Annotated in this window: 23 protein-coding genes and 1 tRNA gene; 14 read left to right on the forward strand and 10 right to left on the reverse strand. The window is 71.2% G+C overall.

The window, feature by feature from the left end; all coding sequences use genetic code 11:
• Positions 1–19: 19 nt before the first annotated feature.
• Both ADK60_RS32050 and ADK60_RS45980 read right to left on the reverse strand, forming a co-directional pair.
• Positions 20–1,210, reverse strand: a complete 1,191-nt coding sequence (locus ADK60_RS32050) for a cupin domain-containing protein (RefSeq protein ID WP_053650501.1) — start codon at positions 1,208–1,210, stop codon at positions 20–22.
• A gap of 13 nt (positions 1,211–1,223) precedes the next feature.
• Entirely contained in the window at positions 1,224–1,364 is a 141-nt protein-coding gene (locus tag ADK60_RS45980) for a hypothetical protein (RefSeq protein WP_199839802.1), read from the reverse strand.
• A 253-nt stretch (positions 1,365–1,617) separates the two neighbouring features.
• Here ADK60_RS45980 and ADK60_RS32055 point away from each other — a divergent pair, with 253 nt between their 5' ends.
• Positions 1,618–2,655, forward strand: coding sequence for an NAD-dependent epimerase/dehydratase family protein (locus ADK60_RS32055; protein WP_199839803.1), 1,038 nt, complete (start codon positions 1,618–1,620; stop codon positions 2,653–2,655).
• A gap of 59 nt (positions 2,656–2,714) precedes the next feature.
• On the opposite strand, the gene ADK60_RS32060 is transcribed toward ADK60_RS32055, so the two are convergent.
• Positions 2,715–4,046: an NsdA family TPR-like regulatory protein gene (locus tag ADK60_RS32060; RefSeq protein WP_053650502.1), complete on the reverse strand. Its 1,332-nt coding sequence runs from the start codon at positions 4,044–4,046 to the stop codon at positions 2,715–2,717.
• Between the two features lie 545 nt (positions 4,047–4,591).
• On the opposite strand from ADK60_RS32060, the gene ADK60_RS32065 reads away from it, so the two are divergent.
• The 11 genes from ADK60_RS32065 to ADK60_RS32115 all read left to right on the forward strand — a co-directional run bounded on the left by ADK60_RS32065 (position 4,592) and on the right by ADK60_RS32115 (position 17,437).
• A complete protein-coding gene (locus ADK60_RS32065; protein WP_159400680.1) occupies positions 4,592–5,389 on the forward strand; it encodes a hypothetical protein in 798 nt (265 codons plus the stop codon).
• Positions 5,390–5,458: 69 nt separating this feature from the next.
• A complete protein-coding gene (locus ADK60_RS32070) occupies positions 5,459–6,952 on the forward strand; it encodes an amino acid permease (RefSeq protein ID WP_053650504.1) in 1,494 nt (497 codons plus the stop codon).
• Positions 6,949–8,364, forward strand: coding sequence for a glutamine synthetase family protein (locus tag ADK60_RS32075; RefSeq protein ID WP_053650505.1), 1,416 nt, complete (start codon positions 6,949–6,951; stop codon positions 8,362–8,364). The genes ADK60_RS32070 and ADK60_RS32075 overlap by 4 nt, the downstream gene beginning before the upstream one ends.
• Positions 8,365–8,451: 87 nt before the next feature.
• Positions 8,452–9,981 carry a Mur ligase domain-containing protein gene (locus ADK60_RS32080; RefSeq protein WP_053650506.1) on the forward strand — a complete coding sequence of 510 codons (1,530 nt, stop codon included), beginning with the start codon at positions 8,452–8,454 and terminating at the stop codon, positions 9,979–9,981.
• Positions 9,982–10,010: 29 nt separating this feature from the next.
• On the forward strand, positions 10,011–10,529 hold the full coding sequence (locus tag ADK60_RS32085) for a LuxR C-terminal-related transcriptional regulator (protein ID WP_159400681.1): 519 nt from the start codon (positions 10,011–10,013) through the stop codon (positions 10,527–10,529).
• Entirely contained in the window at positions 10,526–10,768 is a 243-nt protein-coding gene (locus ADK60_RS32090) for a hypothetical protein (RefSeq protein WP_053650508.1), read from the forward strand. Before ADK60_RS32085 ends, ADK60_RS32090 begins: the two co-directional genes overlap by 4 nt.
• Before the next feature lie 70 nt (positions 10,769–10,838).
• Positions 10,839–11,387, forward strand: a complete 549-nt coding sequence (locus ADK60_RS32095; RefSeq protein ID WP_053650509.1) for a TIR domain-containing protein — start codon at positions 10,839–10,841, stop codon at positions 11,385–11,387.
• A gap of 32 nt (positions 11,388–11,419) precedes the next feature.
• Positions 11,420–13,315, forward strand: a complete 1,896-nt coding sequence (locus ADK60_RS32100; protein WP_063783325.1) for a glycoside hydrolase family 15 protein — start codon at positions 11,420–11,422, stop codon at positions 13,313–13,315.
• 14 nt (positions 13,316–13,329) lie between these two features.
• Positions 13,330–15,441: a hypothetical protein gene (locus ADK60_RS32105; RefSeq protein WP_159400682.1), complete on the forward strand. Its 2,112-nt coding sequence runs from the start codon at positions 13,330–13,332 to the stop codon at positions 15,439–15,441.
• Between the two features lie 169 nt (positions 15,442–15,610).
• A complete protein-coding gene (locus ADK60_RS32110) occupies positions 15,611–16,411 on the forward strand; it encodes an NUDIX domain-containing protein (protein WP_053650511.1) in 801 nt (266 codons plus the stop codon).
• A 93-nt stretch (positions 16,412–16,504) separates the two neighbouring features.
• Positions 16,505–17,437, forward strand: coding sequence for an endonuclease/exonuclease/phosphatase family protein (locus tag ADK60_RS32115; protein WP_053650512.1), 933 nt, complete (start codon positions 16,505–16,507; stop codon positions 17,435–17,437).
• A gap of 266 nt (positions 17,438–17,703) precedes the next feature.
• Here the strand turns inward: ADK60_RS32115 and ADK60_RS32120 are convergent, their stop codons facing one another.
• Together ADK60_RS32120 and ADK60_RS32125 are read right to left on the reverse strand one after the other, a co-directional pair.
• On the reverse strand, positions 17,704–18,081 hold the full coding sequence (locus ADK60_RS32120; protein WP_159400683.1) for a hypothetical protein: 378 nt from the start codon (positions 18,079–18,081) through the stop codon (positions 17,704–17,706).
• A gap of 89 nt (positions 18,082–18,170) precedes the next feature.
• Positions 18,171–18,443, reverse strand: coding sequence for a hypothetical protein (locus tag ADK60_RS32125; RefSeq protein ID WP_079008857.1), 273 nt, complete (start codon positions 18,441–18,443; stop codon positions 18,171–18,173).
• 92 nt (positions 18,444–18,535) lie between these two features.
• On the opposite strand from ADK60_RS32125, the gene ADK60_RS32130 reads away from it, so the two are divergent.
• Positions 18,536–19,195, forward strand: coding sequence for a helix-turn-helix domain-containing protein (locus tag ADK60_RS32130; RefSeq protein ID WP_053650515.1), 660 nt, complete (start codon positions 18,536–18,538; stop codon positions 19,193–19,195).
• Positions 19,192–20,820: a tyrosine-type recombinase/integrase gene (locus ADK60_RS32135; protein WP_053650516.1), complete on the forward strand. Its 1,629-nt coding sequence runs from the start codon at positions 19,192–19,194 to the stop codon at positions 20,818–20,820. The genes ADK60_RS32130 and ADK60_RS32135 overlap by 4 nt, the downstream gene beginning before the upstream one ends.
• Before the next feature lie 63 nt (positions 20,821–20,883).
• Here the strand turns inward: ADK60_RS32135 and ADK60_RS32140 are convergent, their stop codons facing one another.
• The 5 genes from ADK60_RS32140 to ADK60_RS32160 form a co-directional block, all read right to left on the reverse strand.
• The gene (locus ADK60_RS32140; RefSeq protein WP_053650517.1) at positions 20,884–21,798 is read right to left on the reverse strand and encodes an HNH endonuclease signature motif containing protein; all 915 of its coding nucleotides are present in this window, start codon (positions 21,796–21,798) and stop codon (positions 20,884–20,886) included.
• A gap of 793 nt (positions 21,799–22,591) precedes the next feature.
• Positions 22,592–23,806, reverse strand: a complete 1,215-nt coding sequence (locus ADK60_RS32145; protein ID WP_053650518.1) for a DUF6236 family protein — start codon at positions 23,804–23,806, stop codon at positions 22,592–22,594.
• A gap of 284 nt (positions 23,807–24,090) precedes the next feature.
• Positions 24,091–24,164 (reverse strand) — tRNA-Thr (locus ADK60_RS32150).
• 82 nt (positions 24,165–24,246) lie between these two features.
• Complete coding sequence (leuE, locus tag ADK60_RS32155; RefSeq protein ID WP_053650519.1) at positions 24,247–24,903, reverse strand: leucine efflux protein LeuE; 657 nt, start codon at positions 24,901–24,903, stop codon at positions 24,247–24,249.
• A 57-nt stretch (positions 24,904–24,960) separates the two neighbouring features.
• Entirely contained in the window at positions 24,961–26,691 is a 1,731-nt protein-coding gene (locus ADK60_RS32160) for an alpha/beta hydrolase (protein ID WP_063783326.1), read from the reverse strand.
• Between the last annotated feature and the right edge of the window lie 40 nt (positions 26,692–26,731).

The raw sequence follows: 26,731 nt of genomic DNA on the forward strand, positions 1-26,731 counted from the left end.
CCCAGGCCGAGATCCGGGCTCACCGGCCGACCCCGACGACGGCGAGGGCCTGGCCCTGGACGAGGACGGTCAGGACGCCGGCCACGTCCTTGACCTCCAGGTCGGCGATGTCGGCGAGGGCCCCGATGCTGACCGTGTCTCCGGTCAGCAGGGCTTGCAGGACGGGCGCGGCGCGCTCGGAGAAGTCCCACGCGGTTCCGGCTGCGGACAGGGTGACGGTCCCGGCGGCCGGGTTGCTGGCGAGGTCGGCGCGCGGGGCGGTGATCCGCACCGTGATTTCCCTGTCCGCGGGGAGGGACTCCACGTAGGGCAGGGATGCGGCCGGTCGGCCGAAGTGGGTGGTACCGGAGGACCAACCCCAGCGGTCGATCAGGTCGGGGTCTGACAGCGCGGTGAGCACTGCGGTCCGCAGGTCGGCCAGGTAGGCGGCCTTCTCGTCCGCTGCGGCGTGGAACGGGACGTCCTTCCGCACGGCGGGGCTCTCGTGCAGCTCGTCCACCAGCCAGCCGAGGAGCGTGGCGCCGGTCTGGGCGACCAGTCCGAAGGTGAGGTGCAGCGACTCGCTGCCCTGGTCGGCGGTGACGCTGTGCCACCAGCCGCGCGGCAGGTACAGGACGTCGCCCGGGTGGAGGACGAAGTCCGCGACCGGCTCGCCCTCGGGTTCCTCCGGGGAGTCCACGTCGCGGAAGGTCGGGGCCTGCCGGGTCGGCTCCCACAGCCGCCAGCGCTTCGCCCCGTACTGCTGGACGACGACCACGTCGTGGTCGTCCCAGTGCCGGCCGAAGCCCTCCTGCTCGGTCCAGGAGGCGTAGAGGTTGGTCTGCACGGGCGTGCCGATGAAGCGCTCCAGCGCTTCGGCGGCGGTGCGGATCGGCGGGTGGATCTCGTCGATCGCGTCCACCACGAGCGAGGCGCCCTCGGCGAGCCTGGCGTGGAGCTGGGCCGGGTGCAGCCGATTCCAGGTCGCCCCGCGCCGGTTGGTGGCGGGGGTCGAGTACCGGCCGACGGGGACGGTCTCACCGTCCTGCGAGAGCCGCAGTCGGGGCGGGTCGATGCGGTGGGTGGCGAGGATGGTGTTGAGGTCGTCCCAGGACAAGAGGGGAGCGGTGTCGGCGCTCCCGGCGGGGATCACGGCGTAGGAGCGGTGGAGCGCCTGGGTGAGGAACTGGTCCCCACCCAGGCGCACCGCCCACGAGGCGGTCTCATGCATCGTGGGCGGTCTCTCAGGTGTCGTTCTGGTCGGACTTGCCGCCCGTGTTGTCGGACGGCACGTCGGCCCGGGAACGCGCGGCCCGGATGCCACGGACGGCGACCAGCAGGCCGCCCTCCTCCTCCGGCTGGACCGCAGGTGCGGTGCTCTCCATCGGATCTCCTCTCCCCTTGGCGCTGCTCGGTCCTCCGGGAAGCCGGACGAAGTCGCAGCGGGTGAGCGGCCAAGTCTTCCGAGTAGCGACCGACAGGGCCATGGCGTCTGCCTGTCACCTGGCGAGCGAATTCGCACACGGGTGCCATCGGGGTGTCATCTTCGCCACGATCACGGCCCCGACCTGCCGCAACTTGGCCCGGGCGCTGCCACGGGGTGGCCAGCGGGCACCGGTTCTGGGCAGGATGCCGGGCATGGACATCTTGGTGGTCGGTGGGGGCTGGTTTCTGGGCAAGGCTGTGGTCGAGGAGGCGCTGGGGCGTGGCTGGAGTGTGACGACGTTCAACCGGGGGCGGTCGGGAGTTGCTCTGCCCGGCGTACGGCAGGTGCTGGGAGACCGGACGTCGGTCGAGGACTTGACCCGGCTGGCTGCGCAGGGTCCGTGGGACGCGGTGATCGACACCTCGGCCGGCGAGCAGCCGCCGAAGGTGGTGCTCGCGGGTGCACGGGCGCTGGAGAGCACCACCGACCGCTACGTCTACGTCTCGACGGTCTCGGTGTACGCGGGGTGGCCGGACCACCCGCTCAAGGTCGGTGACCCGTTGATGGACGGGCCCGCCGATGCCGGGAGCGACTACGGCCGGAACCCGGAGGGCTGGCTGGGCCCCGATCTCCACTACGGGCGTCAGAAGGCCGGCGGCGAGCGGGCCGTGGTCGAGACCTTCGGCGCCGACCGGTCCTGGCTGCTTCGCCCTGGCGTGATCCTGGGCCCGGGTGAGTACGTCGGCCGCCTCCCGTGGTGGCTCCGGCGGGCCGAGCAAGGCGGCGAGATCCTGGCCCCCGGCAGCGCGGGCAAGACCATTCAGCCGGTCGACGTGCGCGATGTCGCGCGCTTCGCCGTCGACGCCACTGAGCGACCCGGCGGCGGCGTCCACAACGTGACCGCGCCGATCGGGCGGGACACAATGGGCAGCTTCCTCCAGGCGTGCCTGGACGTAACGGGCAACCGGGGTCAACTGCGCTGGGTGCCGGACGGGGTGCTGCTGGAGCACGGGGTGCGGCAGTGGACGGAGCTGCCGTTGTGGCGGACCAACGAGGGCGTCTGGCTGGTTGACTCCGAACCCGCCTACGCGGCCGGCTTCACCTGCCGCCCTCTGGAAGAGACGGTGCGGGACACCTGGGAGTGGCTCCGGGCTGGCAACTCACCGGTACCGCACCCCCGCGCGTCCGCCCACGGCATCGTCCCGGGTCGGGAACGGGAGATCCTGGCTGCCGTCGGCTCACCGCGCTGACCGCAGTGGGGCGGACCGGCACGCTGCCGGTCCGCCCCACCCCTGCCGAACTGCGGTGCTTATTCGATAGCCAGTCGTGCGACGCTGCCACCGACGATCTGCCTCGGGGCGGCGACCCGGGTGTACTCCTCCAGCGCTTCCTTGAGCGCGATGGCGCCAGGTGAGGTCCTGACGGGCTCCGTGGTGAGCAGTCGGCCGACGTGGACGACTCGCTCGACCAGCCCTGCGGCGCGACGCTCGGGAGCGAGCGATGTGATGGGCTTCAAGACCTCCGCGGCTTCGTCCAGTTCGTTGCCGAGGATCAACGCCGCCGCAAGGTCCGCCCGCGCCTCCGCCTCGATCCGGGGCATCCGCTGCGCCTCGGGCAACGCGGCCTGAAGCTCCAGCACACGCCGGGCGTGCTGTTGGGCACCCGCGCCGTCCCGCAGGAGCAGGAACGTGGTGCCGTGCGAGCGCGAGATCCGCTCCGGGCCGTGGAGGAACTCCCCGGCGACCTCGTCGTGGAGATCGTCCACCTCTCCGGGGTCGAGGTCGAGTGCACGCTCGACCGCAGTCGTCGCTCGTTGCCGGTCACCGAGGTGACCGTAGGCCCTGGCCTCGATGGCGGCGATGCGGGTCCGGCCGGCCGCACCGACCCCGGTGAAGGAGTTGGCTTGGCGGATGAAGCGGATCGCCTCGCTCGGGCGTCCCTCCCAGTAGGCGAGCATGCCGAGTGTGCCGGCCGCGAACGCGGCCAGGGGGTTGAAGCGGGTGGCTTCCGCGTACATGCCGGCGGACCGGGCAAGCCGGGTGGCTTCGCCCAGGGAGCCGAGGTCGAATGCCGTCATGGCGAGCAAGGCCGTCGTCTGGCCGATCGCGATCAGCAGCAGCTGGCGCTGCTCGGGAATATGGGTGCGGTCCAGGAGCTCCTCGGCATCTGCCCGGAGCTGCCGGGCTTCGCGGAGCACGTCGAACGGCGGCCGGTTGTTGTAGGTGCGGGCGAGTCGGCGCACGTCTTCCTGGACCTGTTCTATGGACAGGTCGGAGAGGAAGGCGGACGCAACGGAAGCGGCGTGGTCGGATGCTTCACGTGCGGTCATCGCGAGTTCTCTTTCAAGGTCTTGCCGGGATAGTGCAGTTGGATCTCCCTCGCGGGGTGGAGCGAGGAGTTCGGCGATCGGCCTGTCGTCGAACAGGTGCTGGATCGTCTGCAAGAACACCCCTGTCGGCCGGCTGACCGTCCCCGCGACCCAGCGCCGGAACGTCGCCTCCGACATGTCCAGGTTGCGAAACCGCGGGTCCTTGAGGTTGCGCGCCAGCTCGTTTCCGGCAGCCCTGAATTCCCTTTGAAAGTCCGGGAATTCCCATCCCTCCTTCTCGATCAGGGCACCCAGTAGCGTCTTGTTCGCCATTTCGCAGCCTCCGCCCCCGTGGTCTCAACCTGGCCCGGCCGCGACCTGCGCGGGGAGAGCCTGGTTCTAGCAATACCCGACAAGAAGCCTCTCCACAGCGCGATCTGACGAGATGACGTCTCGATGACGTGTTGCTGACATCGCTATCCGACAGATGCCACCCGGCTGTCGTGGCGCTGCTCTGACCAAAACGAGACAGTGAGTCGCCGATCACTGAACCGCAGTCCGCGAGGTGATCCAGTCAACTCCCGTCTGCCTGCTCGACCGAGGGTGCATCCGGCTTTCTGCCGCCTGTCCTGCCCACGTCTTCGGTTCACCGGCCGGTCGGGGACGGCACTCGACAGACCACGAAGGGGGAACAGGTCATGCCATCAGCGCCTACAGCTGCCGATCAGCTCGTGCAACACCCCGCCGGTCACGACGGTGAACTACGCGCGGCGGTAGAGGAGCTGCGACAAGGGCAGTGGTGGTCGACACGCACGCTTCTGGCCAGCTCTTGGGGCAACCCCGGTTTGTGGGCGTCGCGCACCCAGGTCCTTGGGGTGATGGCCGGCCACAACGACGTCCTGCGCCACTGGGGCTCCGAAGAGCCCGCCGCGTTCGGTCTGACGACGCTGCACGCCCGTGTTGCTGTCGACCAGGCTCTGCTGGCAGGCCAGCGGCAGCCGGACTCGCGGGACGCCGTGGCGCTCGAAGGTGGTGCTCGGCAGTGGTGCTGGCTGGCAGCTTCGGTACTCGGGGGCGATCCCGTGCCGTGGCTCGGGCTGCTCACCCTCGCGCAGCTGGACCTCCAGCAGGCGCGGTTCGAACACAAGGTTTCGGCTCCGGACCAGATGCTCCCGCCCGGTCCGTGGGGGCTGTTCGACCAGGCCCGCCGGACCGACCCGTGGGGTCGGGAAGCGTTCCACCGGATGCTCCGCTTCTGGCTGGCCCGTAATGAGGTTGGCCCGGCGACCGAGTTCCTGGCCACCTACCTGCCCAGCGCACCGGGCGGTTCCGCCCTCCACGCGCTGCCGCTGTACCTGTACGTCGACCGCTACCGCCGCGCGGAGCGCAAGGAAGCGGTCCAGCTGCAATGGACGGACGACGAGACGGTCCGCGACACGGTGCTACGTGCCTTCGGGCACTGGCGGGCCGCGCTCGCGCAGGGCAGCCGGTGGCCGGTGACGGACGAGAGCCACCTCGCCCACGCCCTCTGGGCGAGCCGCCAACGCCAGGAGGCCGCCGAGGTCTTCTCCGAGATGGACCCGTTCATCTCCTTGCAGCCCTGGCAGAACCTGGCAGACCGACCGGGTGACCTACTGCGGCAGGCGATGAACCAGTCCTACGCCATGGCCGGCTGACCGCCACCGACCGCCTTCCGCCTGGCGCCGCGCCGGGCCCGATATCCGACTTCCCCTGGAGGTTTCGCCATGTCCTGGCACCCGCCCACCGCGTCCGGACCCGAGGACCAACATCTTCGCGCTCTCGGCTACGAGCCCGAACTCGTCCGCCGGATGGGCCCGTTCGGCAACTTCGCGGTCAGCTTTTCCGTGATCAGCGTGCTCAGCGGCTGCATGACCCTGTTCGGGTTCGGGCTGGTGACGGGCGGCCCGGCCGTGATGATGTGGGGCTGGGTCGCCGTCGGCCTGGCCGTCCTGCTGGTCGGCGCGGCGCTCGCCGAGGTCACCAGCGCCTACCCCACCTCCGGTGGCCTCTACTACATGGCCCAGCGGCTCGGCGGTCCGCGGTGGGGCTGGACGACCGGCTGGTTGAACCTGCTCGGGCTGCTGGGCGGGATCGCCGGCATCGACTACGGCGCCGCCAGCTTCATCGCCGCGTTCGCCGGGCTGCAGTGGGGGGTCGCCCCGACGCCGGGCCTGATCCTGGCGATCTTCGCGGGTGTCCTGGTGCTGCACGCCCTGCTGAACGTCGTCGGGGTCCGCGTCGTGAGCCTGCTCAACGCCGTTTCGGTGTGGTGGCACTTGCTGGGCGTCGCGCTGATCGTGGGCGTGCTCACCGTCGTCCCCTCCCATCACCAGTCCGTGGGCTGGGTGTTCACGCACTTCGAGAACGGCACCGGCTGGACGAGCCCCATCTATGTCTCGGCGATCGGCCTGCTGCTGGGCGGCTATACGTTCTGCGGCTACGACGCCTCCGCGCACCTGTCGGAGGAGACCAAGGACGCCAGGGTCGCCGCGCCGCGCGGCATCGTCCGCTCGATCTGGGTCTCCCTGCTGGCGGGCACGGTGTTGTTGGCCGGTTTGTTGTTCGCCGTCCAGGACTACGCCGGCGCGTCTGCCGCCGCCGTGCCGCCCGCACAGATCTTCCAGGACGCGGTCGGGGCGACCGGTGCGAAGCTGCTGCTGCTCGTCGTGATCGGGGCCCAGTTGTTCTGCGGCAGCGCGGAGACCACCGCCGCGTCGCGGATGATCTATGCCTTCTCGCGGGACGGTGCGCTGCCCGGCTCGGCGACGTGGCGTCGGGTCTCGGCCGGCGGCGTGCCCGTGCCCGCGGTGTGGCTGGCGGTGTCGATCGCCTTCATCCTGGCTGTCCCGTCGCTCTGGTCTCCGGTCGCCTACGGCGCGGTGACGGCCGTGAACGTCATCGGGATGAGCCCCTCCTACATCATCCCCGTCTACCTCAGGCTGCGGCAGGGCGACAGGTTCGCCCCCGGGCCGTGGAACCTGGGCCGGTGGAGCAGGCCGATCGGGATCGCCGCCGTGGTGTGGGTGGTAATCCTGACGATGCTGGTGTGCCTGCCGCAGCGCGCCCCCGTGACCGTCGAGACGTTCAACTACGCGCCCATCACCCTGGCCGTGGTCCTCGTGCTGGCGTGGGTGTGGTGGAAGCTGGCCGGCCAAAAGTTCTCTGTCCCGGTGGTGGCCGACCCGCACCTGGCCCGGGTCGAGGCGCAGATCGTATGAGGGCGACGATGCGGGCCGCCCGCTCCCGCGCGGCCAAGTCCCCGACCACGGCGGCGCTCTCGCCGACTGGGCCGCTGGAGCAGTTGGTGTCCGCCTTCGGCCTGGAAACGGTGCTGCTGGCGACGGTCGACGCGCAGGGCCGGCTGAAGGGCAAGGAGTACGACGCCGCCCAGCTGGTGGAGCGGCTGCGGTCGGGGGCGTTGTCACCGGAGATGTGCGCGTACGTGCTCGGCACCGACCTGGGCATGACCCCGGCGCAGACCGGTCCGTTCTCCTGGCAGTCCGGGTTCGGCGACGTCGCTCTGCTGCCGGACACCCGGCGGGCCCGGGTGCTGCCGTGGCTGCAGGGCACCGCGCTGGTGCTCGCCGAGCCGATCAGCGGCGGGTGGCCGCACCCGCTGGCTCCGGGCACGGTGCTGGCCGAGCAGCTGCACCGGCTCGCCGGGCTCGGCGTGGTGCCGGCGGTGGGGATCGAGACAGAGTTCGTGCTCTACGAGGGCATCGCCCGGGACGCGGCGGCCTCCGACTGGAGGGGCCTTCGCCCCGCAGTGCGGGACAACCGTGACTACGGCCTCGACCAGCCGCCTGCGGTGCGGGAGTTCGGCCGCAGGCTCCGCCAGGTCCTGGCCTCCGCCGGTATGCCGGTCGAGGCCGTCAAGGGCGAAGGTGCGCCCGGTCAGGTCGAGGTGACCTTCCCGTACGGGGAGGCGGTGGCGGCGTGCGAGCAGCACGTGCTGTTCAAGCACGCCGCCCGGACGGTCGCGGACGAAGCCGGTCTGACGGCGTCGTTCATGGCGGCCCCGTCCACCGGGGTCGGCAGCGGCCTGCACCTGCACGTGTCGCTGGCCGACTTCGACGGCCGGACGGTGCTGGCCGCCGACCCGCAGGACGGGACCGATCTGTCGGAGCTGGGCGGGCAGGCGGTGGCCGGCCTGCTGGCTGTGCTGCCCGAGGTCGCCCCGCTGTGGGCGCCGTACGTGAACAGCTACAAGCGGCTCAGCGACCACTCCTTCGCGCCGGCCCGCCTCGCCTGGGGCCGGGACAACCGGACGTGCGCGGTGCGGGTGGTCGGCCACGGCCGCAGCCTGCGGCTGGAGGTGCGCCTGCCGGGTGCGGACGCCAGTCCGATGCTGGCCCTGGCGGCGGTGTTCGCCGGAATCCGGCACGGCATCGAGGCCGGCCTCAAGCCCCCGCCCGCCGTAAGCGGCGACGCCTACGAGCAGCGCGATGCGCCGCTGGTGCCGCAGTCGCTGGCAGAGGCAGTCGGCGCGTTCGAGGCCAGCGCCCTGGCCGGTGAGCTGCTGCAGGAACCGGTGGTCGCACATCTGGCCCGGATCGCCCGCATGGACCTGGACCACCACGCCCGTGTGGTCACCGACGCCGAGGTCGAGCGCGGTCTCGCCCAGGCATGAGCCCCGGGCCGGTCGCGGGTCGAATCCCCCTCCCCGCGCCCGGTCCGGACCCAACCCCCACACCACGCTTCCTCGTTGGAGAACACCATGGACACCACCACCCGACCCGAGACCGTGGTCGGAACCAACCCGCGGCCGGCCGTGCCCGGCCTGCTGGCGGCCGTGCACCTGGTCGACGTCGTCGCCCCCGGCATGGAGGGCCTGGCCCGGTGGCTGGCCGAGGCCGGCGCCGACGTCACCGGCAGCGTCCCCGAGGCCGCCAGGAACAGCCCTGTCGTCGCCGCGCTCGAAGCGGCGGGCGTGCGGGTGCACGTCGGCTTCGACGCCGGGCACGTGCACACCGACCGCACGGCTGTGGTCTGGTCGGGCGTCGTCGCCGGACCACACACCGAGCTGGACCGCGCCCAGGTGCTGCGGCTGCCGGTCATCGGACGTGCCGTCGCGCTCAAGGCCCTCTCGGTTCAGGCCGGTGCCGGGGCGGTGGCCGTGGCGGGCAGCCACAGCACCGCGACCGCTGCAGCGGCCCTGGCGCACGTCCTCGACGATGGGCGGACGGGCTGGGTGCTGACCGCCCCGGCCCGCGACGGTGCCGCCGGGCACGCGGGGGACGGCGGCCGGGTCGTGGTGGACCTGTGCCCGGACGCCGGCACCCACGAGGCTGCTCCGCCTGGTGCCTGGCAGCACCGCCCCGCCCCGCACTTCCTGCACACCGAGCCGAAGTTCGCCGCCGCGCTGATCCTCGCCACCAGTGCCACCGCCCCGCACTTCGACGACAACGTCGCCGGCCTCGACGCCGCCGAAAGGCTCGCCCGCAGTGCAACCGTCGTCGTCCTGCCGACCTGGGACACCAGCACGGCGAACCTGCGCGAACGCCTCGGCGACCGCCCCGTGCCCGGCCAGCAGGTGGTCACCGTCGGCACCGACCCCGACTCCACCGTCTGGATCATGACACCGCGCTGGACCGGCCAGGACTTCCGCGTCGTCCTGCGCTACCAGAACACGGACCACGCCTTCGTCCTCCCGGTGGCCGGACGCCACCACGCGCTCGCGGTGTGCGCGGCCGTCGCCACCGCCCTGGTGCTCGGCGAGGACCCGCAGGCCGTCGCCGAGCGCGCCGCCTCATTCCGCGGAGTGGAGCGCTCGCTCGCCACCCTCGGATCGCACCGCCGCGTCACGGTGGTCGACTCCCGGGCCCGGCACCCGCGCGAGGTCGCCCAGGACGTGGAGGCCGCCCGCATGCTCACCGAGGGCTCCCTGCTCGTCGTCCTGGAGCCGGACGGCATCGCCCGGACCAGCGCGCACGCGGCCGAACTCGGTGCCGCGCTCGTCGGCGTGGACCACGCGCTGCTGCTGCCGGTCAGCACTCCGCTAGTCCACCACGCCGTGCCCGACCCGCTGGACGTCGTCGAGCAGGCCGCCCGTCACAAGCTCGGCGACGGCAAGGTCCAGCGGGCCCGCTCCGGCCCGTGCGAGCCCGGCCCCGAGCAGCTCATCGGCGAGCTGGCCGCCGAGGGCGACCTGATCCTGGTCATCGGCACCGGACAGGCCGAGCGTCTCGGGGCCCGGTTGCTGCTCCACCTGGCGGCGCCCGGTGCACCGATCCCGCACCACCTGTGAACCGTCCGAACGGCCCTGTTGGAGACGCCGTGCCTATCGCCTCTTTGCCCGTCCTCGCCGCAGCCGAGCGTCGGCTGATCGTCCTGGCCTCCGCCGGAGCCAGCTTCGAGCAGATCTCCGCCGACCCCGAGACACGGCTGGCCCCGGACGGGGTCCGCAGTGCGATCGAGGCGGTCCTCGTCACGACCGGCACCCGCACCGTGCTCCAGCTCGCGGGCTGGGCCACCGCTCACCGGATCGTCAGCCACCCCGTGCACCCCAGCGGTGCCCTGACCATCAAGCCCTCCCTCGCCCCGCGCCTGTCGCAGATCCTGTGCGGTTGGGCGGGCGGTCGGAGCACCCCGGAGCTGACCGCGGATTTCGGGATCTCCTCGACGACGATGCGCAGCTACACCAAGACCCTCCTCACCGCGTTGAACGTCGACTCCCAGCCCCAGGCTGTCGTGGTCGGGGTGCTCGCCGAGCTGGTGCTGCTGAGCGATATCGACCCCGCGTGGCCGGCCGAACCGCTCGCCCGCACCGCCGGGACGAGGAGCGCGGCGCCGTGAGCGCCCGGCAGAGACCCGGGCGGATCGCGCTCGCCGTGTTGTGCTTCCTGCTCGGCATGATCGTCGGCGGCTGCACCGTCTACCTGCTGGCGCACTTCTCCACCCTCGGTCAGCCGGTCTACCTCGGCATCTTCGCCGCAGCCGCCCTGACCACCCTCGGCGTCGCCGACCGCCTGGTCAACCACCGCACGCCGCCCCCGAACGACCCCGGCCGCACCGGCACCCGCCACCCCGGCTGAGCAGCACGACCCGCACCACCCATGGCGGCCGTTCGGGCCAGGGCCGCACTCCTTCGACCACAGAGACCAGATGACCACACCACCCACCCACCACACCATCGCCCTCGGGCGTGCCCCCGGCCGTCGCGACGGCGGACCAGAGCGACTGCGCTACATCGAGGCGCCGGAGCCGTTCGAGCCGGACGGCTTGCAATCCGTGTTCCTCGCCGGGGCGACCATCGGCTGCCCGGACTGGCAGCTGGAGGCGGTCGACATGCTGGCGAGCGCCGGCTTCGACGGCACCGTCCTCAACCCGCGCCCCTCCCGCAACCCGGCCGCCGACCCCTACGCCGCGTGGGCCCCGTTCGGCTGGCAGGACACCAACATCCGCCGGACCAGCGTCGTCCTGTTCTGGAACCCGCTCGGCCATGTGCGCGTGCACGACTGCTACGAGGCTGGCGTCTTCTCCCAGTACGCCGGGACGGTGGTCGTCGGGTGCGATCCGGCCGACCCGGTCCAGAAGGCCAACCGCGTCCTGCTGGCGAACCTCATGCCGTGGCTACCCATTGCTGATTCCCTCGCCGGCACCGTGACCGCCGCCCTCGCCGCGCTCGCCACCCCGGCCGCCGTCCGCGGCTGACCACCACTTCTTCCGCTCACGTCAGGACGACCATGCTCCGCGCCCCTGCTCCGTTCCGGATCGAGGACCTCGCCCTCCTCGGCAACACGCGCTCCGCCGCCCTGGTCCGCCCGGATGGCGCCATCAACTGGGCCTGTATGCCTGACTTCGACTCCCCGGCGGTGTTCGCCGCGATGCTCGGAGGGGAGGAGTACGGCTTCTGGCGCGTCGGCCCGGCCGTCTACGACGGCTCCCCGCCGCCGCCGGCCGACCGCCGCCAGTACCTGGGCGACACCATGGTCCTGCGCCAGGAGTGGGACACCGACACCGGCGTCCTCGCGGTCACCGACTTCATGCCCGGCCCCGACGTCACCGACGACGCCGAACCGCAGATCATCCGGATCGTCGAGTGCGTCAGCGGCGTGGTGCGCGTCGCCTCCGTCTTCCGGCCCCGTACCGATTACGGCGCCACGCTGCCGACCATCCAGCGCTTCAACCACGGCACCCCGCGCCTGTCGGCGACCACCTACCCGCACTCGTACTGGCTCGACGGCCCGTCCCACACCGTCAACCGCGACGGGGTGTGCCGGGCCGACGTCACCCTCCACGCCCACCAGAGCATCGTGCTCTCCCTGACCTGGAAGCCCTCCAACAGGCCCGCGCCCATCCCGCCGGACGCCTTCGCCGAGCTGGACGCGACCGTGGAGTCGTGGGAGCAGTGGGCACGGGGGTGCACCTACCGGGGCCCGTACCGCGAGGCCGTGGTGCGCTCCGCCCTCGCCATCAAGGCCATGTGCCACCCGGGCGGTGGCGTGATCGCAGCGCCCACCACTTCCCTGCCCGAGCAGCTCGGCGGCGAACGGCAGTGGGACTACCGGTTCGTGTGGCTGCGCGACAGCGCGCTGGCCGTCGCCGCCCTGATCCGGCTCGGACAGCTGGAGGAGGCCCGGCGCTGGCGGCAGTGGCTCCTCGCCACGGTCACCCCCGAACGCCTCCAGCCGATTTACCGCCTCAACGGCGACGCCGACCTGGACGAGGAGGTCCTGGGCCACCTGCCCGGGTACGAGGAGTCGCAGCCCGTGCGCATCGGCAACGGCGCCGCCGGCCAGCTCCAGCTCGATGTGTTCGGTGAACTCGCCGACACACTGCTGCTCGCCGAGGACGCGGGCCTGCCGCCCTCACCGCAGGTCGACGCCCTGCTCCTGGCGCTCGTTGCCCAGGTGGAGCTGCGCTGGCGGCAGCCGGACGAAGGCATCTGGGAAATCCGGGGCGAAGCACGCCACTTCACCCACTCCAAGGTCATGTGCTGGGTCGCCGTGGATCGGACCCTGCGGCTGCTGGAGCGCCGCCCCGGCGCCGACCCCGCCGTCCTGGTCCACCTCGCCGCGCTGCGTGAGGAGATCCACCACGACGTCTGCACCCGCGGCATCGACGTCGAACACGAGGTGTTCACCCAGTACTACGCCGGCCAGACCCTCGACGCCTCCCTGCTGCTGATCCCCCAGACCGGCTTCCTCCCCGCCGACGACAAGCGGGTCATCGCCACCACCGAGGCCATCCGGCGCGACCTCACCGAGCACGGGCTGGTGCTGCGCTACGCCACCCACGAGGCGCCCGGCGCCAACGTGGACGGCCTCGCCGGCCACGAGGGCGCCTTCCTCGCCTGCTCGTTCTGGCTCGCCGAGAACCTCGCCGCCATCGGCCGCACCGACGAGGCCCGCGAACTGTTCGACCGGCTCCTCGCCCTGCGCAGCGACCTCGGCCTGCTCGCCGAGGAGTATGACCCCCTCGCCCAGCGTCAACTCGGGAACTACCCGCAGGCGTTCTCGCACTGGAGCATGGTCGACGCCGCCGTCCGTCTCGCCCCCAGGTCCCGGGCCCGGCGGGGCGCACCGCCCCGCCCCCGGGCATCTGTCGAGCAGGCGGCACCGGCCGCCGTGGTCGCGTAGTGGGCGGGGGCGAGGTGCGCAACACCGTCGACAGCTCCTCGGTCGCCACCGCCGTCCAGGCCGGGACCATCACCGGTGGCGTGCACCTCCACCCCGGCCCGCCTTCACTGCCGGTTCCGGTGCCGCGCCAACTCGCGCCCGTCCCTGCCGTGTTCACCGACCGGGAGGAGGCCCTGCGGTCCCTGGACGCCGTCCTCGGCCGGGCCCCCGCCGACGGAACGGCACCCGTCGTGGTGATCACCGGCCCGGACGGCGTCGGCAAACGCGCCCTCGCCACGAAGCTGGGCCACCAGATCGCCGACCGATACCCGGACGGCCAGCTGGTGACCCGGCTGCGCGCGCACTCACCGGGCGGCCCCGCCACGGCCGCCGAGACCGCGCGGTCACTGCTGCGCTCACTCGGCCTCGGCGACCACGCCCCGCTGCCCTGGACCGAACAGGACCTGCTCGGCCTGTGGCGCAGCGAGACCGCCCGCCGCCGCGTGCTGGTGGTGCTGGAGGACGCAGCCGACGCCGGTCAGGTGCTGCCGCTGATTCCGGCGGCGCCGGGCTGCCTGCTCGTGGTCACCAGCCGCGACCCGCTGCCCGCGCTGCTGGCCCACGGCGCCGTCCACCACCGCCTCGAACCGCTGGCGGCCGAGCACGGCCTGCGGCTGCTGTCGCGGATCGTCGGCGAGGAACGCACCGGGCGCGACCCGCAGGGGGCGGCGGCCCTCGTCGGGTTCCACGGCGGGATGCCGCTGGCCATCGCGCTCGCCGCCGCCGACCTCGTCCTCCAGCCCGACCTGCCGCTACGCGTCGGCCTACCCGCGCCCTCCCCATCAGGGGCAACCCGATCGGACAACCCCGTGCGCCACGCCGTCGACACCGCCCTCGCCCACCTGTCACCACAGGAGGCCGGGTTCCTGCAGCGGCTCGCCCTGGTCCCGGCCCCCGATCTCGACCTGGCCTCCGGTGCCGCCGCGACCGGCACCACCCGCGACCAGGCCCGCGTGCTCCTCACCGAGCTGGCCGCCCGGGGCCTGCTCGACACCGCCCACCGTGTCGCCGTCCGCGGTGACCTCTACACGGTCCGCCCCGCCGTCCGCAGCGCCGCCATCGGCGTCGGCGCACCTGCGAGGCTGGCCGCCGACGACGCCTGCACCGGCTACCTCACGCACCTGCTCCAGGCCGCCCGCGCCTGCGCCCAGCTCCTCACCCCGCACCACCGCGTCCTGCCCCGTCCGTCCCTGGGGCGCCCCGTCGAGCCGGTCCGCTTCACCAACCGGCACGAGGCCCTCGCCTGGCTGGAGGCCATCGCCCCAGCCGTCGGCGCCGCCATGATCACCGCCGTCGACCGCTGCGACCCGGCGATCGCCTGCGCCCTCGCCTCCGACCTGTGGCCCCTCTTCCACTACCACCGCGACGTCTCGATGTGGATCATCGTGTACGAGGCCGGACTGCGTGCCGCGCTCCGCTGGGGCGACCCGATGGCGATCCGCGAGATGTCCTCCACCCTCGCCCTCGGCCTGGTCGCGGCCGAACGCCACTCGGAGGCCGCCACCCACTACTCACGGGCTGCCGCGCTGGCCCACGTTGCGGGCGACCGCGCCGGCGTCGCCCAGTACACCTCCGGCATCGGGGCAGCCCTCCACGACGCCGAACTGTACGACGAGGCCCAGTCGTTCCTCGGAGAAGCCCTCAGCCTCTACAACGACCTCGACGACCGCCGGGGCGCGGGACTCGCCGGGATGCTCCTCGCCTCCGCAGCCGCTCGCCAAGGCCATGTCGACTTCGCCCTCCCGATTCTGCGCATGGCCCGTACCGATCTCACCAGCCTCCAGCCACCGGACCCGCTCAACGCCGCGAGGGCACTGGCCTACCTCGGCGAGGGCTACTCCCTCGCCGGCCAGCACGATCTCGCCGCCGCCACGCTTGTCCAAGCCCGGCGCGAGTTCGCCGACCTCGGCCACCGCCACTGGATCGCCCGCACTGCCGAGTTCCTCGGGCAGGCCGCCGAACGCTCCGGACAGTCGGACGTCGCCCTCGGCTGGTACACCGCCAGCCACGACCAGTACATGCGTCTCTCCAGCATCAGGGACGTTAAGCGTCTCAACGACCGCATCGCGGCGGTGCCTGTCTCGTGACCGCTCTCGCGACTATCAGTCCCGCTGCTGTCGCCCGTCATCTGGTTGCCCCGGGTGCTAAGCGCGAGCCGCAGCTCGCGGCTGGGTGGGGGGCTACCGATCAACGGCGATGTCAGGGTTTCGTTTCCTAGGCCCGCCGATCCCTCCGTCCCTTCCGAAGGAGCCCCGCTTGCCGCCGTCTGCCGACGCCATCGCCGCCGTCACCCGCGCCTACCTCGACCGCCACCCCGCCGAGCGCGCGAAGCTCGAACCGTTGCTCGCGGTGCTGGCCACCGAACCGCAGCCGACCAGCCGCACGACCCTGCCCGCGCACGTCACGTGCAGTGCAATCGTCATCAACCGCGACCGGCAGGTCCTGCACATCCACCACAGGGCCACCGGGCTGACGCTCTGCCCCGGCGGACACGGCGAGGAAGCCGACACCAGCCTGCTGGCCACCGCGCTACGGGAGGTCGCCGAGGAGGCCGGCATCCCGCCCGGCGCGCTGTGCCTGGTCCCGGAGCTCCTCGATCGGCCCGTCGACATCGACGTCAACGACATCGACCCGAACCCCGAGCGTGGCGGGGTACAGCTGTCCGGCGGCCAGTGGCAGAAGGTCGCCCTGGCCCGTACCCGCCTGCGCCTGACCACCCCCGACCAGGACAACCGGCTGCCGGCGCTGGTCGTCGTCGACGAGCCCACCTCCGCCCTCGACCCGCAGGCCGAAGTCGCCGCGTTCGAGCAGATCCGCCACCTCACTGACCTCGGCGTCACCGTCGTCCTGATCACCCACCGCCTGGGCGCCACCGCCAAGGCCGACCACATCTTCGTCCTGGACCACGGCCGGCTCGTGGAAGAGGGCAGCCACTCAGACCTCATGGCCCGCCAGCCCGCGACCCACTACCGCGAGGCGTACCTGCTCCAGGCCCGCCAGTACGACACCACCGTTCCCGGCCAGACGCGCGGCCGGGACGGCGCCGACACCCACTGATCCCGACCCGGGTGTCGGCCGAGCCCAGCCAGCACCCGTTCGACGGGCCGGCCGACACCCGGCCCGCCTCCGTCACGCCCTGGAAGGAAGAACGTGCGTCTCGCAAATCTGAACGCCTACAAGGTCCGCCCCGGAGAGGAGGACTCCGTCAGGAGCCGAGCCCGCGTAGCCACGATCCAGGAGATGGCGCCCGACGTCCTGACCATCCAGGAGGTCCTGGTCGACACCGTCGACCAGGAGGGCTGGGACGACGCAGCCGAAGAGATCCTGCGCCGACTGGCGGCCGACTGCGGCCTGGCCTGCTCCGTCCCCGACGGCCCCGCCGAAGTCGCGATGGCCCACAACGTCCACCAGCCCTGGTACACCGCCATCCTGTGGAACCCGGACACCGTCGCCCCCATACGCGGCAGCTTCCGAGCCATCGGAGCGCCGGACTTCTGGCACGGCATCACCACCCTGGGCCTGGACGTCGGCGCGAGGGAGCCCCTGACGGTGGCGAGCTACCACGGCGACCCGTTCCGGCCCGACGCCCGCTACAACGAGGCGCTGCGGCTCAAGGGCTTCTACCGGCGCACCAGCGGGGTGAAGTCCGGGGTACTCCTTGGCGACTTCAACAGCATCTCCGCCGCCTCCTCACCCACCGGCGGCTACTACGACACCGAGCCGTACACCCGGCAGGACCATGACGACCTGGAGTACCAGTGCGTCCCGGAGACGATCGGCGGGAGCAACCTCGCCGACCGCAGGCCGAGCGCCGCCCTGCTCCGGCGCGGCTTCATGGCCGACGCAGCCGCGTATCTCGGCGCGCCGTGGCAGCCCACGGTGGGCTACTGGCGGGACGGCGAAGGCGACCCCGACCCGTGGGGGGAGCGCAGGATCGACCTCATCCTCCCCACCCGACCCGTCGCCCCGGCCCTGACCGGCTACGGCGTCCACGTGAGCGAGGCCAGCGCCATAGCCTCCGACCACCGCCCCGTCTGGATCGACCTCGACCCCTCGAACATCACCACCGAGGGGGCTGCGTGAGGAAGTTCATGACCGAGGCACGCTGCTGGGGCCGGCCCGGTGACCTGGACGAAGTCTGGGTGCGCCCGCATGTCCTGTGGCTGCCCCAGGACCAGCGCCAGGTCCTCACCTACTTCGAGCGGCTGTAGCCGCAGGGTCTCTACCCCTACCGGCCGCCGCTGGCCGAACCGTCAGGATCCGGGCTCCAGCGACCACCGTGGCGGCCCACCAACTAGCCGTCGGGATTCAGCATCACACTGGCACCGGCGCGCGGCACCGGCCCCCGTCTAGAGGTGGAACATGTACTCCGGCTCAGTGCGGCGCATCCGCAGCTCGGCGCCTGCGGCCCGGCGGGCACCCGCGTAGGTGAGGGCCCAGCCGTCCCGGTGTACGACGGCTCCTTCGTCGTCGCGCTCCGCCCGCAGCCACAGCCACCCGATCGGCACGCTCCGCCCCGCCGCGAACGGCGGCACGAACGCCAGCACCGGCCTCCCCTCCAGCAAGCCGCTCAAGGTCTTGACGCCGTCCTTCACATGCGAGGCGGCCATGAGGTCAGCTCGGGCCGACTCTCGCTGTTGCTGGCGGAAGCCCCGACCGAAGTGAAAGACCAGCCAGCCCAGCCCCAGAGCTCCGACCGCAGCCACCACGGTCAGTTCATCGCTCATGCTTTCCCCCATGGGATCGTCCCAGTGGCGGCCAGTTTCGCACGGGCACCCGAGCGCCCGGCGCCTTATACTCCGCTGCTCGCGTCTCCCTAAGCGCAGAGACCGTGCCCTTCCCCGGTGCCGACCGGTGGCCGGACGGGGCCGACACCGCCCACACCGAGCAGCTTCAGCAGGTCGGACGTCACCACCCTGTAGGCGTTGCCCAGCCGCAGGACCGTGACCGGGTACTGCCCGGTCTTCGCCAGCCCGTAGCCGGTGGAGCGCCCGATACAGAGGGCGCGGTTCGCCGTGTCGAGGTCGATGGCCACCGGAAGGGCGAGCAGTTCGTCGACGGTCATGCCGCCAGAAGAAGGTGCAGCCATGACGCTCTCCTAGTAGTGCTTCGTGCTGTCGTGACGCGATTTGTTGTATCACGGAGTTGCGGCAGCACTTTTGTGGCCCTTAAAGTGCACCCATGACCTCAGACTCTTGGTCGACGCAGTTCACCGCCCAGGTCGTACGCTCCATGCGCCAAGCCCGCACGGATGCCCGCCTCACGATGCCGGCCGTCGCCGAACGCTGCGCCGAACGCGGCCTACCGGAGATCACCGACCAAACGATCAAGAACCTGGAATCAGGGCGCCGGACGAGCATCACGCTCACCGACTTCCTCGCCTTGGCGGACTCGCTCGGCGTGCCTCCGGTGGCCCTCCTCTTTCCCCTCGGCACGGCCGAGACGGTGGAGGTGCTCCCTGGTCGGGAGGTCTCGACGTGGGACGCACTCGCGTGGTTCACCGGGGAGACGCCGATCACGGAACCGGCCCCGCCCGGTAGCCCCCGGGACTTGCTGGACACCTTCCGGGAGCACGGCGACCTCGTAGCAGCGGCTAGAGCGTCCGCAGCGTTGGCCACGGATCGCCGCCGGACCGCCAACACCACACCGGCCCCGGATCGCAGAGTCGCCCTGCTGGAGCTGGCCGCCGGTTATGAGGAGTACGCAGAAGCCGACCGCAAGGAGCTTGCCTCCTTCCGGATGCGGATGCGTGAGCGGGGTCTCGTCCCTCCCGCCCTCCCCGACAGCCTCATCGGCGTCGACCAGACCGCGGACGAAGGACGTATAGAGGACAGAGAGTGAAGAACGGCACGATCTCCCGCCGGTGCCGCTGCACCAACCCCGGCACCGGCAAGGAGTATGGGGCGTCGTGCCCCAAGCTCAAGTCGAACCGCCGCCACGGCGTCTGGACGGTCTTCCAGGAACTGGAACCCGACCAGGAAGGCCGACGCCGCCGCTTCCGGCGCGGAGGCTTCGAGACCTCGACCAAGGCCCAGGAGGAACTGGACAAGGTCCGCGCCCTCCTCTCCATCCCGGACGAGGACGACGCCTGGGCCCAACTCCAGATGAGCGACCTCCTCGAGAGCTGCCTCAAGGAGAAGGCGCCGCTCCCGGACTACGACGAAGTCCGCCGTCGGGTCGCCACCGGCCAGCCGCTCAACACCAAGATCACCGTCGGTGAATGGCTTGCCATCTGGCTGGACGGCCGCAAGCGGCTCAGCCGGGGTGGCTGGAAGCGCTACGACTGCGATATCCGCAACCACCTCGAACCCCACCTGGGCCGCCACCGGCTCGACAAGCTCCGGGTGCAGCACATCAGCAAGATGTTCGACGACGTCAACGAGGCGAACATCGAGATCCAGGAGCAGAACGAGCAACGGCGCGCGGTCAAGGCCGAGTTGGACGCGACCCCGTGGAAGGGTGCGGAGAACCGGGCACGCCGTAAGTGGCTCAAGGCCCAGCTGGACCAGATGCCGCCGTTCCGCCGCATCACGGGGCTGAACACCCAGCCTCATATCCGGGACACCCTGCGCGCCGCCCTCAACGTCGCCATCGCCCAGCAGCAGATGCCGCCCTTCAACCCGGCCGCACACGTCGAGCTGCTGCCTGGCACCAAGCCCAAGGCTCTCGTCTGGACCGCCGAGCGAATCGCCCGGTGGAAGGAGACGGGCGAGAAGCCGAGTCCCGTCATGGTCTGGACCCCGGACCAGACCGCGATCTTCCTCGACTTCATCGCCGAGCACCGCTTCTACCTCTACTACCGCACCATCGCGTTCCGAGGCACTCGTCGCGGCGAGACCTGCGGCCTTCGCTGGGAAGACCGCAACAAGGCCGCGAAGGCCATCGCCATCGCCACCCAGCTCATCCAGGACGGCTGGGAGGTCTACGAAGGCGCCCCGAAGACCGCCTCCGGCGTTCGCTGGCTCGCGCTCGACGACGAAACCGACCAGCACCTCGACCTGCAGTGGGAGCGCCAGCAGCAGGAGAAACTCGAATGGGGTGACGCCTGGCAGGACACGGGCCGGGTCTTCACCAACGAGGACGGCTCGATCATCCACCCGGGCAAGATGTCCGACCTGTTCGAGCGCCTGGTTGCCGCCGCCGGCCTGCCGCCGATCCGTCTCCACGACCTTCGCCACGTCGCGGCCACGCTCATGCTCGCCGCCGGGGTCGACATCAAGGTCGTCTCCGAGACCCTCGGTCACTCGGACACCCGAATCACCCGCGACACCTACCAGACCGTCCTCGACGACCTGGCGAAGGACGCAGCAGAGAAGGTCGCCCAGCTCGTCCCCCACGGCCGCCGCCCGCTGTCAGTCGTGGAGGACGACGGCACCTTGAAGCCGCGCCGTCTCCCGTCGCTGGCTCCCCCTCGGAAGCCGACGGAGCCCACCGCGCCGAGTAGCACGGACGAGCGCTCGGCGTAGACAACGAACGGCAGGGCCCCGGTCACAAAGGAGTGACCGGGGGCCCTGCCGTTCTCCCCGTTTCTACTCCGTCGCACCAAGTTGGCTACCGAGGCCACCGCGACGCCGCTCCTCTGCTCGTCGAGCAAGCTCGTCCAGCTGTTCCTGCGTCATGCCTTCCTTCCACACCGGCAAGTGCACAGCCGAAAGCCATGATCCGACCGGGCGAGAGCCGTCCCCGAGAAAGGCGTACGGGCGAACCTGCGTCGGCACGTGCAACGTGCTGGTCATGACCTCTCGGATGCCGGCACCCACTGTGAGGATGTCCGCCGGCCACACGGCGTTCGACTGCGGGGCAAGCCTGCCGGACGAGCCGACCAGAGGATCTCCGGTCGGGAACTGGTAGGCCGCAGGTACGTCGAAGCCGAACTCTAGGTCAACTCCCACAGTGTCGGCGTCGAAGGGCACGGCCCCGGCGTTGGTGACCCGGATGCCGAGGTAGCGTCCGAGCTCCGGCCCGTTGAGGATTTTGGTGCGCAACAGCGCCTCGACCGGCATCTGAGTCATACCGTTCCGGGCATCGACGAGGAGCCCCAGAAGCTCGACCTTGGCCACCGGAGTGGTCAGCGCGATCACGATCTGCTGCACCTGGTCATCGGTCAGCACCAGTCCAGCGTCCTCCCCCCGCTGGCTCGTCTGGGCCTTCTTCCAGACCAGCAACTCCTCGATCGTGTAGAGCTCGGGATGATCGTCCACCCACTTGTGGTGCTTGTAGCACAGCAGCAGGAGGTTCTCCTCCTCGTTGACCGGGCCGAAACCGGGAACGAAGCGCGGGCCGCCCGGGCTCTCCGCCCGGATGTGAGCGATCTGCGAGTTCGTGCTAAGCCGACCCCGGTGTTCCTCGATGAGCGGCTCGGCGCAGGTCATCTGGTAGGCACAGCGCAGAGCCCGACCGTAGAGGAGTTTGCACAGTCGAGGGGTCGGGCTGAAGGTGCTCATGGCCACGATCGTATGCGTCGGCTCAGACACTAGTCGAGCCGCCGCACACAACACGCTAATACGATCAAATTCGTTATGACAAAGCCGAGTTCAACCTCCGCTGTCAGTAGGGTCGTCAAGAATCAGCAGGTGCCCCTCGAACCAGCAGACGAGCCAGAAGCCCTCGCCCTCGCCCTGTACATGCATCTGTCGAAGAGCCGCTTCGGCTTCACCGGCCTAACCGGGACGCAGGCGACTCTGCGCATCTCCGAGGCCGTGTCGAACTGGGCGGTGGCCTCTGGCTGGAGACCACGCTGGGAGGCCCCGATTCGCTACATCGATCCGCCGCAGGAGCGAAACGGTGGATGTCGCACCTACTGGTCGCCGCCTTGGACGGCCTACCTGGACATGCTCCTTTTCCGTGACGACGGTCCTCCGATCGCCGTGGAGATCGACCGTGTTGACGACAGCACTGCGGTAGACAAGCTCCGAGACGAAGCCCTTCGCGGGCGTCCCTCGCTGTGGGTCCGCTGGCACGGAGCACCCCGTGCCCAACTCCCCGCCGGCGTCGCCCGCCTGCACCTACCGACCAGGTCCAGCCGCACACCCATCCGATACTCCCTGGCACCGATCAGCGGGAATCCGGCCATCACTCTCGGCAGCCCCGTCACGCCCGAGGCCCGAGCGGACGCTCAGCACCGGGACCAGCAGCGAATTGCGGAAGAGAGGCGTGTCGCCGCCCTTCCCCGACCCCGGGGCCCAATCTGGTAGTCGAGGACAACCCGACCGCCGGCTGTAAGGAGCATGCAGTCCCTCAACGAATGCGTTGCGCGAGCCTGCGGACCAGGCTTCCGGGGCGCAATCCGTCTTCAACCCGCAGGAGAAAGGAGACCGGTGAGCCAGCGAGGGCGTCCTGGCGCTGCTTGCTGATCTGCCTGGTGTAGCCGAAGAGGCCGAACGCTACCCCGACTGCGGAGGCGTACGGCAGTCCGCCGCCGACGTAGCCGCCTGCGGTGCCCAGCACGGCGGGTGCCTGGGTCTGGACGTTGATCACACCTGTGGTGGCTTCGAGTTTGAGACTCTTCATGGCTGCCCGCAGCTCACGCAGCGGGGCCTCGAACTCCTTCCTCTTGACCCTCCCGAGGTACGCCGCGAGGACCTCACGGTTCTCGATTCCGGCGATCTCCTCCTGGATTTTGCCGGCGACGGTGTCGACCTTGGTCATGAAGGCGTCGAACTCCGTCGCGTGCTTCTGCCGAAGCTCGATGACCTTCTCGACGGGTACGGTCGCCATGTCGGTTGGCAGCACCATCTGGACGGCCAGTTCCCCGAGCACCGCCGTCACTGGTTGGTCGGCCTGCGGCGGTCGGCCGCGCAGGAGCACTCGGGCGATGTGCTCGGTGGTCCACTCCTCGTTCGCCGCGTGAGCCGCGATCTGGTCGGTCGTGGGCAGGAGGCGGTTCCGGCGGGCCAGTTCGTCGGTGAGGGCGCACTTGTAGACCCAGGCGAGCATGGGGTCCATCGAGATCCAGGTGCCCAGCGGGTTGCTGCCCTCATACGTCGGCCGATCCGTATTGATCGCCAGCCCTTCCTGGATCAGTGCCTCCCGCAGGTTGGGAGACACCTCCTTCCAGTACAGGTGAGCGACGTGCCCCGGCGGCCGACCGTCATGGTGGTGGCTGTGGGTGCGCGCCAGCGTCTGGGAAACATAGGCGTTGGTACGACGTAGTGCTGGCGGGACCGCGAGGCTGCGGCCCCACTCGTCAACCTGGTAGTACCTCCGGAGCACGCCGGCGTGCTCCTGGATCACCTCCAGGAAGGGCGCTTCGACGGCCGCCGGCGCGCTGCCAGGCGACACGGGGACGAAGAAGTCGAGCTGCTCCGCGAGCGCTCGTGCCGAATCGGTGTCGCGAACCGGATATCCGTCTGGGACCACTCGGGCAATCTGCGGCCAGTACAGAGCCGCTGTCTTCATCCAGGCGTCGTCCTGGACGTGCACGTACGGGTAGTACAACCCGATCTGCTGCATGGCCTCGCGCCTCCCCAAGGCGATCCCGTTCAGACGTCTACACCGCTCATCATCCCCGAGGCCGGCACCGGTCCGCTTGTCGGGTTGCTACATGCCGCCTCATGAGCCCGTTGCCACCGGGGTCAGGCCCGTGTCCACCGCCGTGCACGCTCGCTGCACGGTTGTCCACCGAATGTCCACCGGGAGTGATCATGGAGGGCCATCCGCTCACGCGCACCCGACATCAAAGGTCACGGGAAGGCAAAAGGCCCAGGTCACGGGCTATGTGACCTGGGCCTTCTCGGAGCCGCCTATGGGATTCGAACCCATGACCTACGCATTACGAGTGCGTTGCTCTGGCCAACTGAGCTAAGGCGGCACCGCTGCCGAAGTCTCGGCAACGCGGGCCAGTCTACACAGGTTCGCGGGTGATCCGTAACGCGGTGGGGAGGGGCCGGGGGTCAGGCGGAGGAGACGGCGAGCTTGGCGGCGAAGCCGGCGAAGAGGGCGGCGACGCTGCCGGTGAGGGTGGCGGAGAGGCGCTTGCGGCGGCGGAAGGCGGTGGCGAGCGAGGTGCCCGCGAAGATCAGCACGGAGAGGTAGAGGACGCTGAAGCTCTGCAGGATCCCGCCGAGGAGGGTGAAGGAGAGCACCGGGCTGCCGTAGGAGGGGTCGACGAACTGGGTGAAGAAGGAGAGCAGGAAGAGGATCGCCTTGGGATTCAGCAGGCTGATCACCAGGGCGCGGCGGAACGGGCGCTCGGTGGACCCCGGGGCCTCGGTGGTGCCGTCGGCCGCCTCGTCGAGGGCCTGGTGCTCACGCCACAGGCCGCGGGCGGCGCGCAGCATGCCGATGCCTATCCAGAGCAGGTAGGCGGCGCCGCCGAACTTCACCACGGCGAAGACGGCCGGGTTGGCCTTCAGCAGGGAGGCGGCGCCGAGCGAGGTCAGGCTGATGAGGGTGAAGTCGCCGGCGAAGACACCGGCGGCGGCCCGGTACCCGGTGCGGACGCCCTTGCGGGCGGCGACCGAGAGCACGTAGAGGGAGTTGGGGCCGGGGAGGAGGACGATGACGAGGGCGCCGAGGACGTACGTCGTCAGGTCGTTGACTCCGAGCACGGTGGGCTCCGGGAAGGGCGAGGAGGGGAGGGGGCGCCCATCGTAACGGGCGCTCCCTCACTGCCCACAGGTCTTGCCGTTCTCCGGCGGCTCGCCGCCCAGCAGGAAACGGTTGACCGCGCCGTCGAGGCAGTTGTCGTGCCGGCCGTACGCGGTGTGGCCGTCGCCGTCGTAGGTCAGCAGCCGTCCGGACTCCAGCTGTCCGGCCAGCGCCTGCGCCCACGCGTAGGGGGTGGCCGGGTCCCGGGTGGTGCCGACGACCACGATCGGGGCGGCTCCGGCGGCCCGGACGGTGTGCGGTGTGCCGGTCGGTCGGACCGGCCAGTAGGTGCAGGTCAGCGCCATCCAGGCCATGTCGCGGCCGAACCTCGGCGAGGTCCGCTCGAAGTCCGGCACCGCGCGGGCGGCGTCGTCCGGGCCGGCGAACGGCGCGGGCAGGTCGAGGCAGTTCACCGCCATGTTGGCGAACATCAGGTTGGGGTACGAGCCGTCCACCTCCCGCCCGTAGTAGGCGTCGGAGAGCTTGAGCAGACCGGTGCCGTCGCCCGCCCTGGCGTCGGCGAGCGCGGTGCGCAGCCGGGGCCAGAGGAAGTCCGCGTACATGGCCTGGATGACGCCGGTGGTCGCCTGTGCCTCGCTGAGCCGGCGGGCGCCGTCGGTGGTCGTCAGCGGGTGGGCGTCGACCGCGGCGAAGAGGGCGGTGAGCTGCTCGCCGGCCTGCTGCTCGGTCCGGCCGAGCGGGCAGTCCTCGCGTTCGGCGCAGTCCCGGGCGAAGGCCGCCCAGGCGGTCTCGAAGCCGCCCGCCTGGGTGCGGTTGCCGGCCAGGGAGTCGAGCGAGGGGTCCATCGCGCCGTCGAGCACCATCCGGCCGGTGCGGCCGGGGAAGAGGCCCGCGTAGGTGGCTCCGAGGAAGGTGCCGTAGGACTTGCCGACGTAGTGGAGCCGTTCCTCGCCGAGCAGCGCGCGCAGCACGTCCATGTCGCGTGCGGCCTCGACGGTGCTCAGGTGGCCGAGCCGGTCGCCGGACCGCTGCCGGCAGCCCTCCGCGAACTCCTTGGCGGCGGCCACCAGGGCGTCGACCTCGGCCTGGTCGTCGGGGGTGATGTCGGCGGCGGTGTAGGCGTCCATCCGCTCGCCGCCGAGGCAGGTGACGGGCGAACTGCGGCCGACCCCGCGCGGGTCGAGGCCGACCAGGTCGTAGCGGGCGCGGACCCCGGCGTCGTAGCTGCGGGCCACGCCCTCGACGTACTCGACGGCCGAGCCGCCGGGGCCGCCCGGATTGAGCAGCAGCGAGCCGAGCCGCTCGCCGGGGGCGGCCGGATCGCCGGCCCCGGCCGGTGCGGCGGCGGGGGCGCGGACGGCGGCCAGGGTGAGGTCGCCGTCGGCGGGGCGGTCGTAGTCCAGCGGCACCCGGAAGGTGGTGCACTCGTAGCCGTCGTCGCAGGGTGTCCAGTCGAGCTGCTGCGCGTAGTAGGGAGCGAGCGCGGGCGGCACGGCGGCGGGCAGCGGCTCCAGCGGTGTGACGGCCGACGCGCCCCCGGCCGCCCCGGCGAGGCCCACCGGGCCGGCGCCGGGCGAAACGGCGCCGGAGGGAGCACCACCGGGCGACGCGCTGCCGGAAGAGGAGGCGGAGGCGGCGGAGGAGGGAGAAGGACCGCCACCGGCCGAGCAACCACCCGCCACCAGACCGGCCACCGCCGCCAGCGCGACCGTAGCCACCACACTCGTACGGCGCCCCCGCGACACCCGAGCCCGCGATGACCCGTCCTGCCGTCCGTCGGCCCGCATCTGGGATCCCCTCAGCCGTCCACGCCCGCCGGCAGCCGCG

Source organism: Streptomyces sp. XY431 (assembly GCF_001279805.1).
GTDB classification, from domain to species: domain Bacteria; phylum Actinomycetota; class Actinomycetes; order Streptomycetales; family Streptomycetaceae; genus Kitasatospora; species Kitasatospora purpeofusca.

What these genes read in the sequence shown, in the direction of transcription:
- ADK60_RS32075 (WP_053650505.1), top strand. Translation starts at nt 6,949, where the DNA reads ATGAGGGCGACGATGCGGGCCGCCCGCTCCCGCGCGGCCAAGTCCCCG.
- ADK60_RS32120 (WP_159400683.1), bottom strand. Translation starts at nt 18,081, where the DNA reads ATGAGCGATGAACTGACCGTGGTGGCTGCGGTCGGAGCTCTGGGGCTG.
- ADK60_RS32145 (WP_053650518.1), bottom strand. Translation starts at nt 23,806, where the DNA reads ATGCAGCAGATCGGGTTGTACTACCCGTACGTGCACGTCCAGGACGAC.
- ADK60_RS32125 (WP_079008857.1), bottom strand. Translation starts at nt 18,443, where the DNA reads ATGGCTGCACCTTCTTCTGGCGGCATGACCGTCGACGAACTGCTCGCC.
- ADK60_RS32055 (WP_199839803.1), top strand. Translation starts at nt 1,618, where the DNA reads ATGGACATCTTGGTGGTCGGTGGGGGCTGGTTTCTGGGCAAGGCTGTG.
- ADK60_RS32080 (WP_053650506.1), top strand. Translation starts at nt 8,452, where the DNA reads ATGGACACCACCACCCGACCCGAGACCGTGGTCGGAACCAACCCGCGG.
- ADK60_RS45980 (WP_199839802.1), bottom strand. Translation starts at nt 1,364, where the DNA reads ATGGAGAGCACCGCACCTGCGGTCCAGCCGGAGGAGGAGGGCGGCCTG.
- ADK60_RS32050 (WP_053650501.1), bottom strand. Translation starts at nt 1,210, where the DNA reads ATGCATGAGACCGCCTCGTGGGCGGTGCGCCTGGGTGGGGACCAGTTC.
- ADK60_RS32060 (WP_053650502.1), bottom strand. Translation starts at nt 4,046, where the DNA reads ATGGCGAACAAGACGCTACTGGGTGCCCTGATCGAGAAGGAGGGATGG.
- ADK60_RS32065 (WP_159400680.1), top strand. Translation starts at nt 4,592, where the DNA reads ATGGCCGGCCACAACGACGTCCTGCGCCACTGGGGCTCCGAAGAGCCC.
- ADK60_RS32070 (WP_053650504.1), top strand. Translation starts at nt 5,459, where the DNA reads ATGTCCTGGCACCCGCCCACCGCGTCCGGACCCGAGGACCAACATCTT.
- ADK60_RS32095 (WP_053650509.1), top strand. Translation starts at nt 10,839, where the DNA reads ATGACCACACCACCCACCCACCACACCATCGCCCTCGGGCGTGCCCCC.
- ADK60_RS32100 (WP_063783325.1), top strand. Translation starts at nt 11,420, where the DNA reads ATGCTCCGCGCCCCTGCTCCGTTCCGGATCGAGGACCTCGCCCTCCTC.
- ADK60_RS32130 (WP_053650515.1), top strand. Translation starts at nt 18,536, where the DNA reads ATGACCTCAGACTCTTGGTCGACGCAGTTCACCGCCCAGGTCGTACGC.
- ADK60_RS32140 (WP_053650517.1), bottom strand. Translation starts at nt 21,798, where the DNA reads ATGAGCACCTTCAGCCCGACCCCTCGACTGTGCAAACTCCTCTACGGT.
- ADK60_RS32160 (WP_063783326.1), bottom strand. Translation starts at nt 26,691, where the DNA reads ATGCGGGCCGACGGACGGCAGGACGGGTCATCGCGGGCTCGGGTGTCG.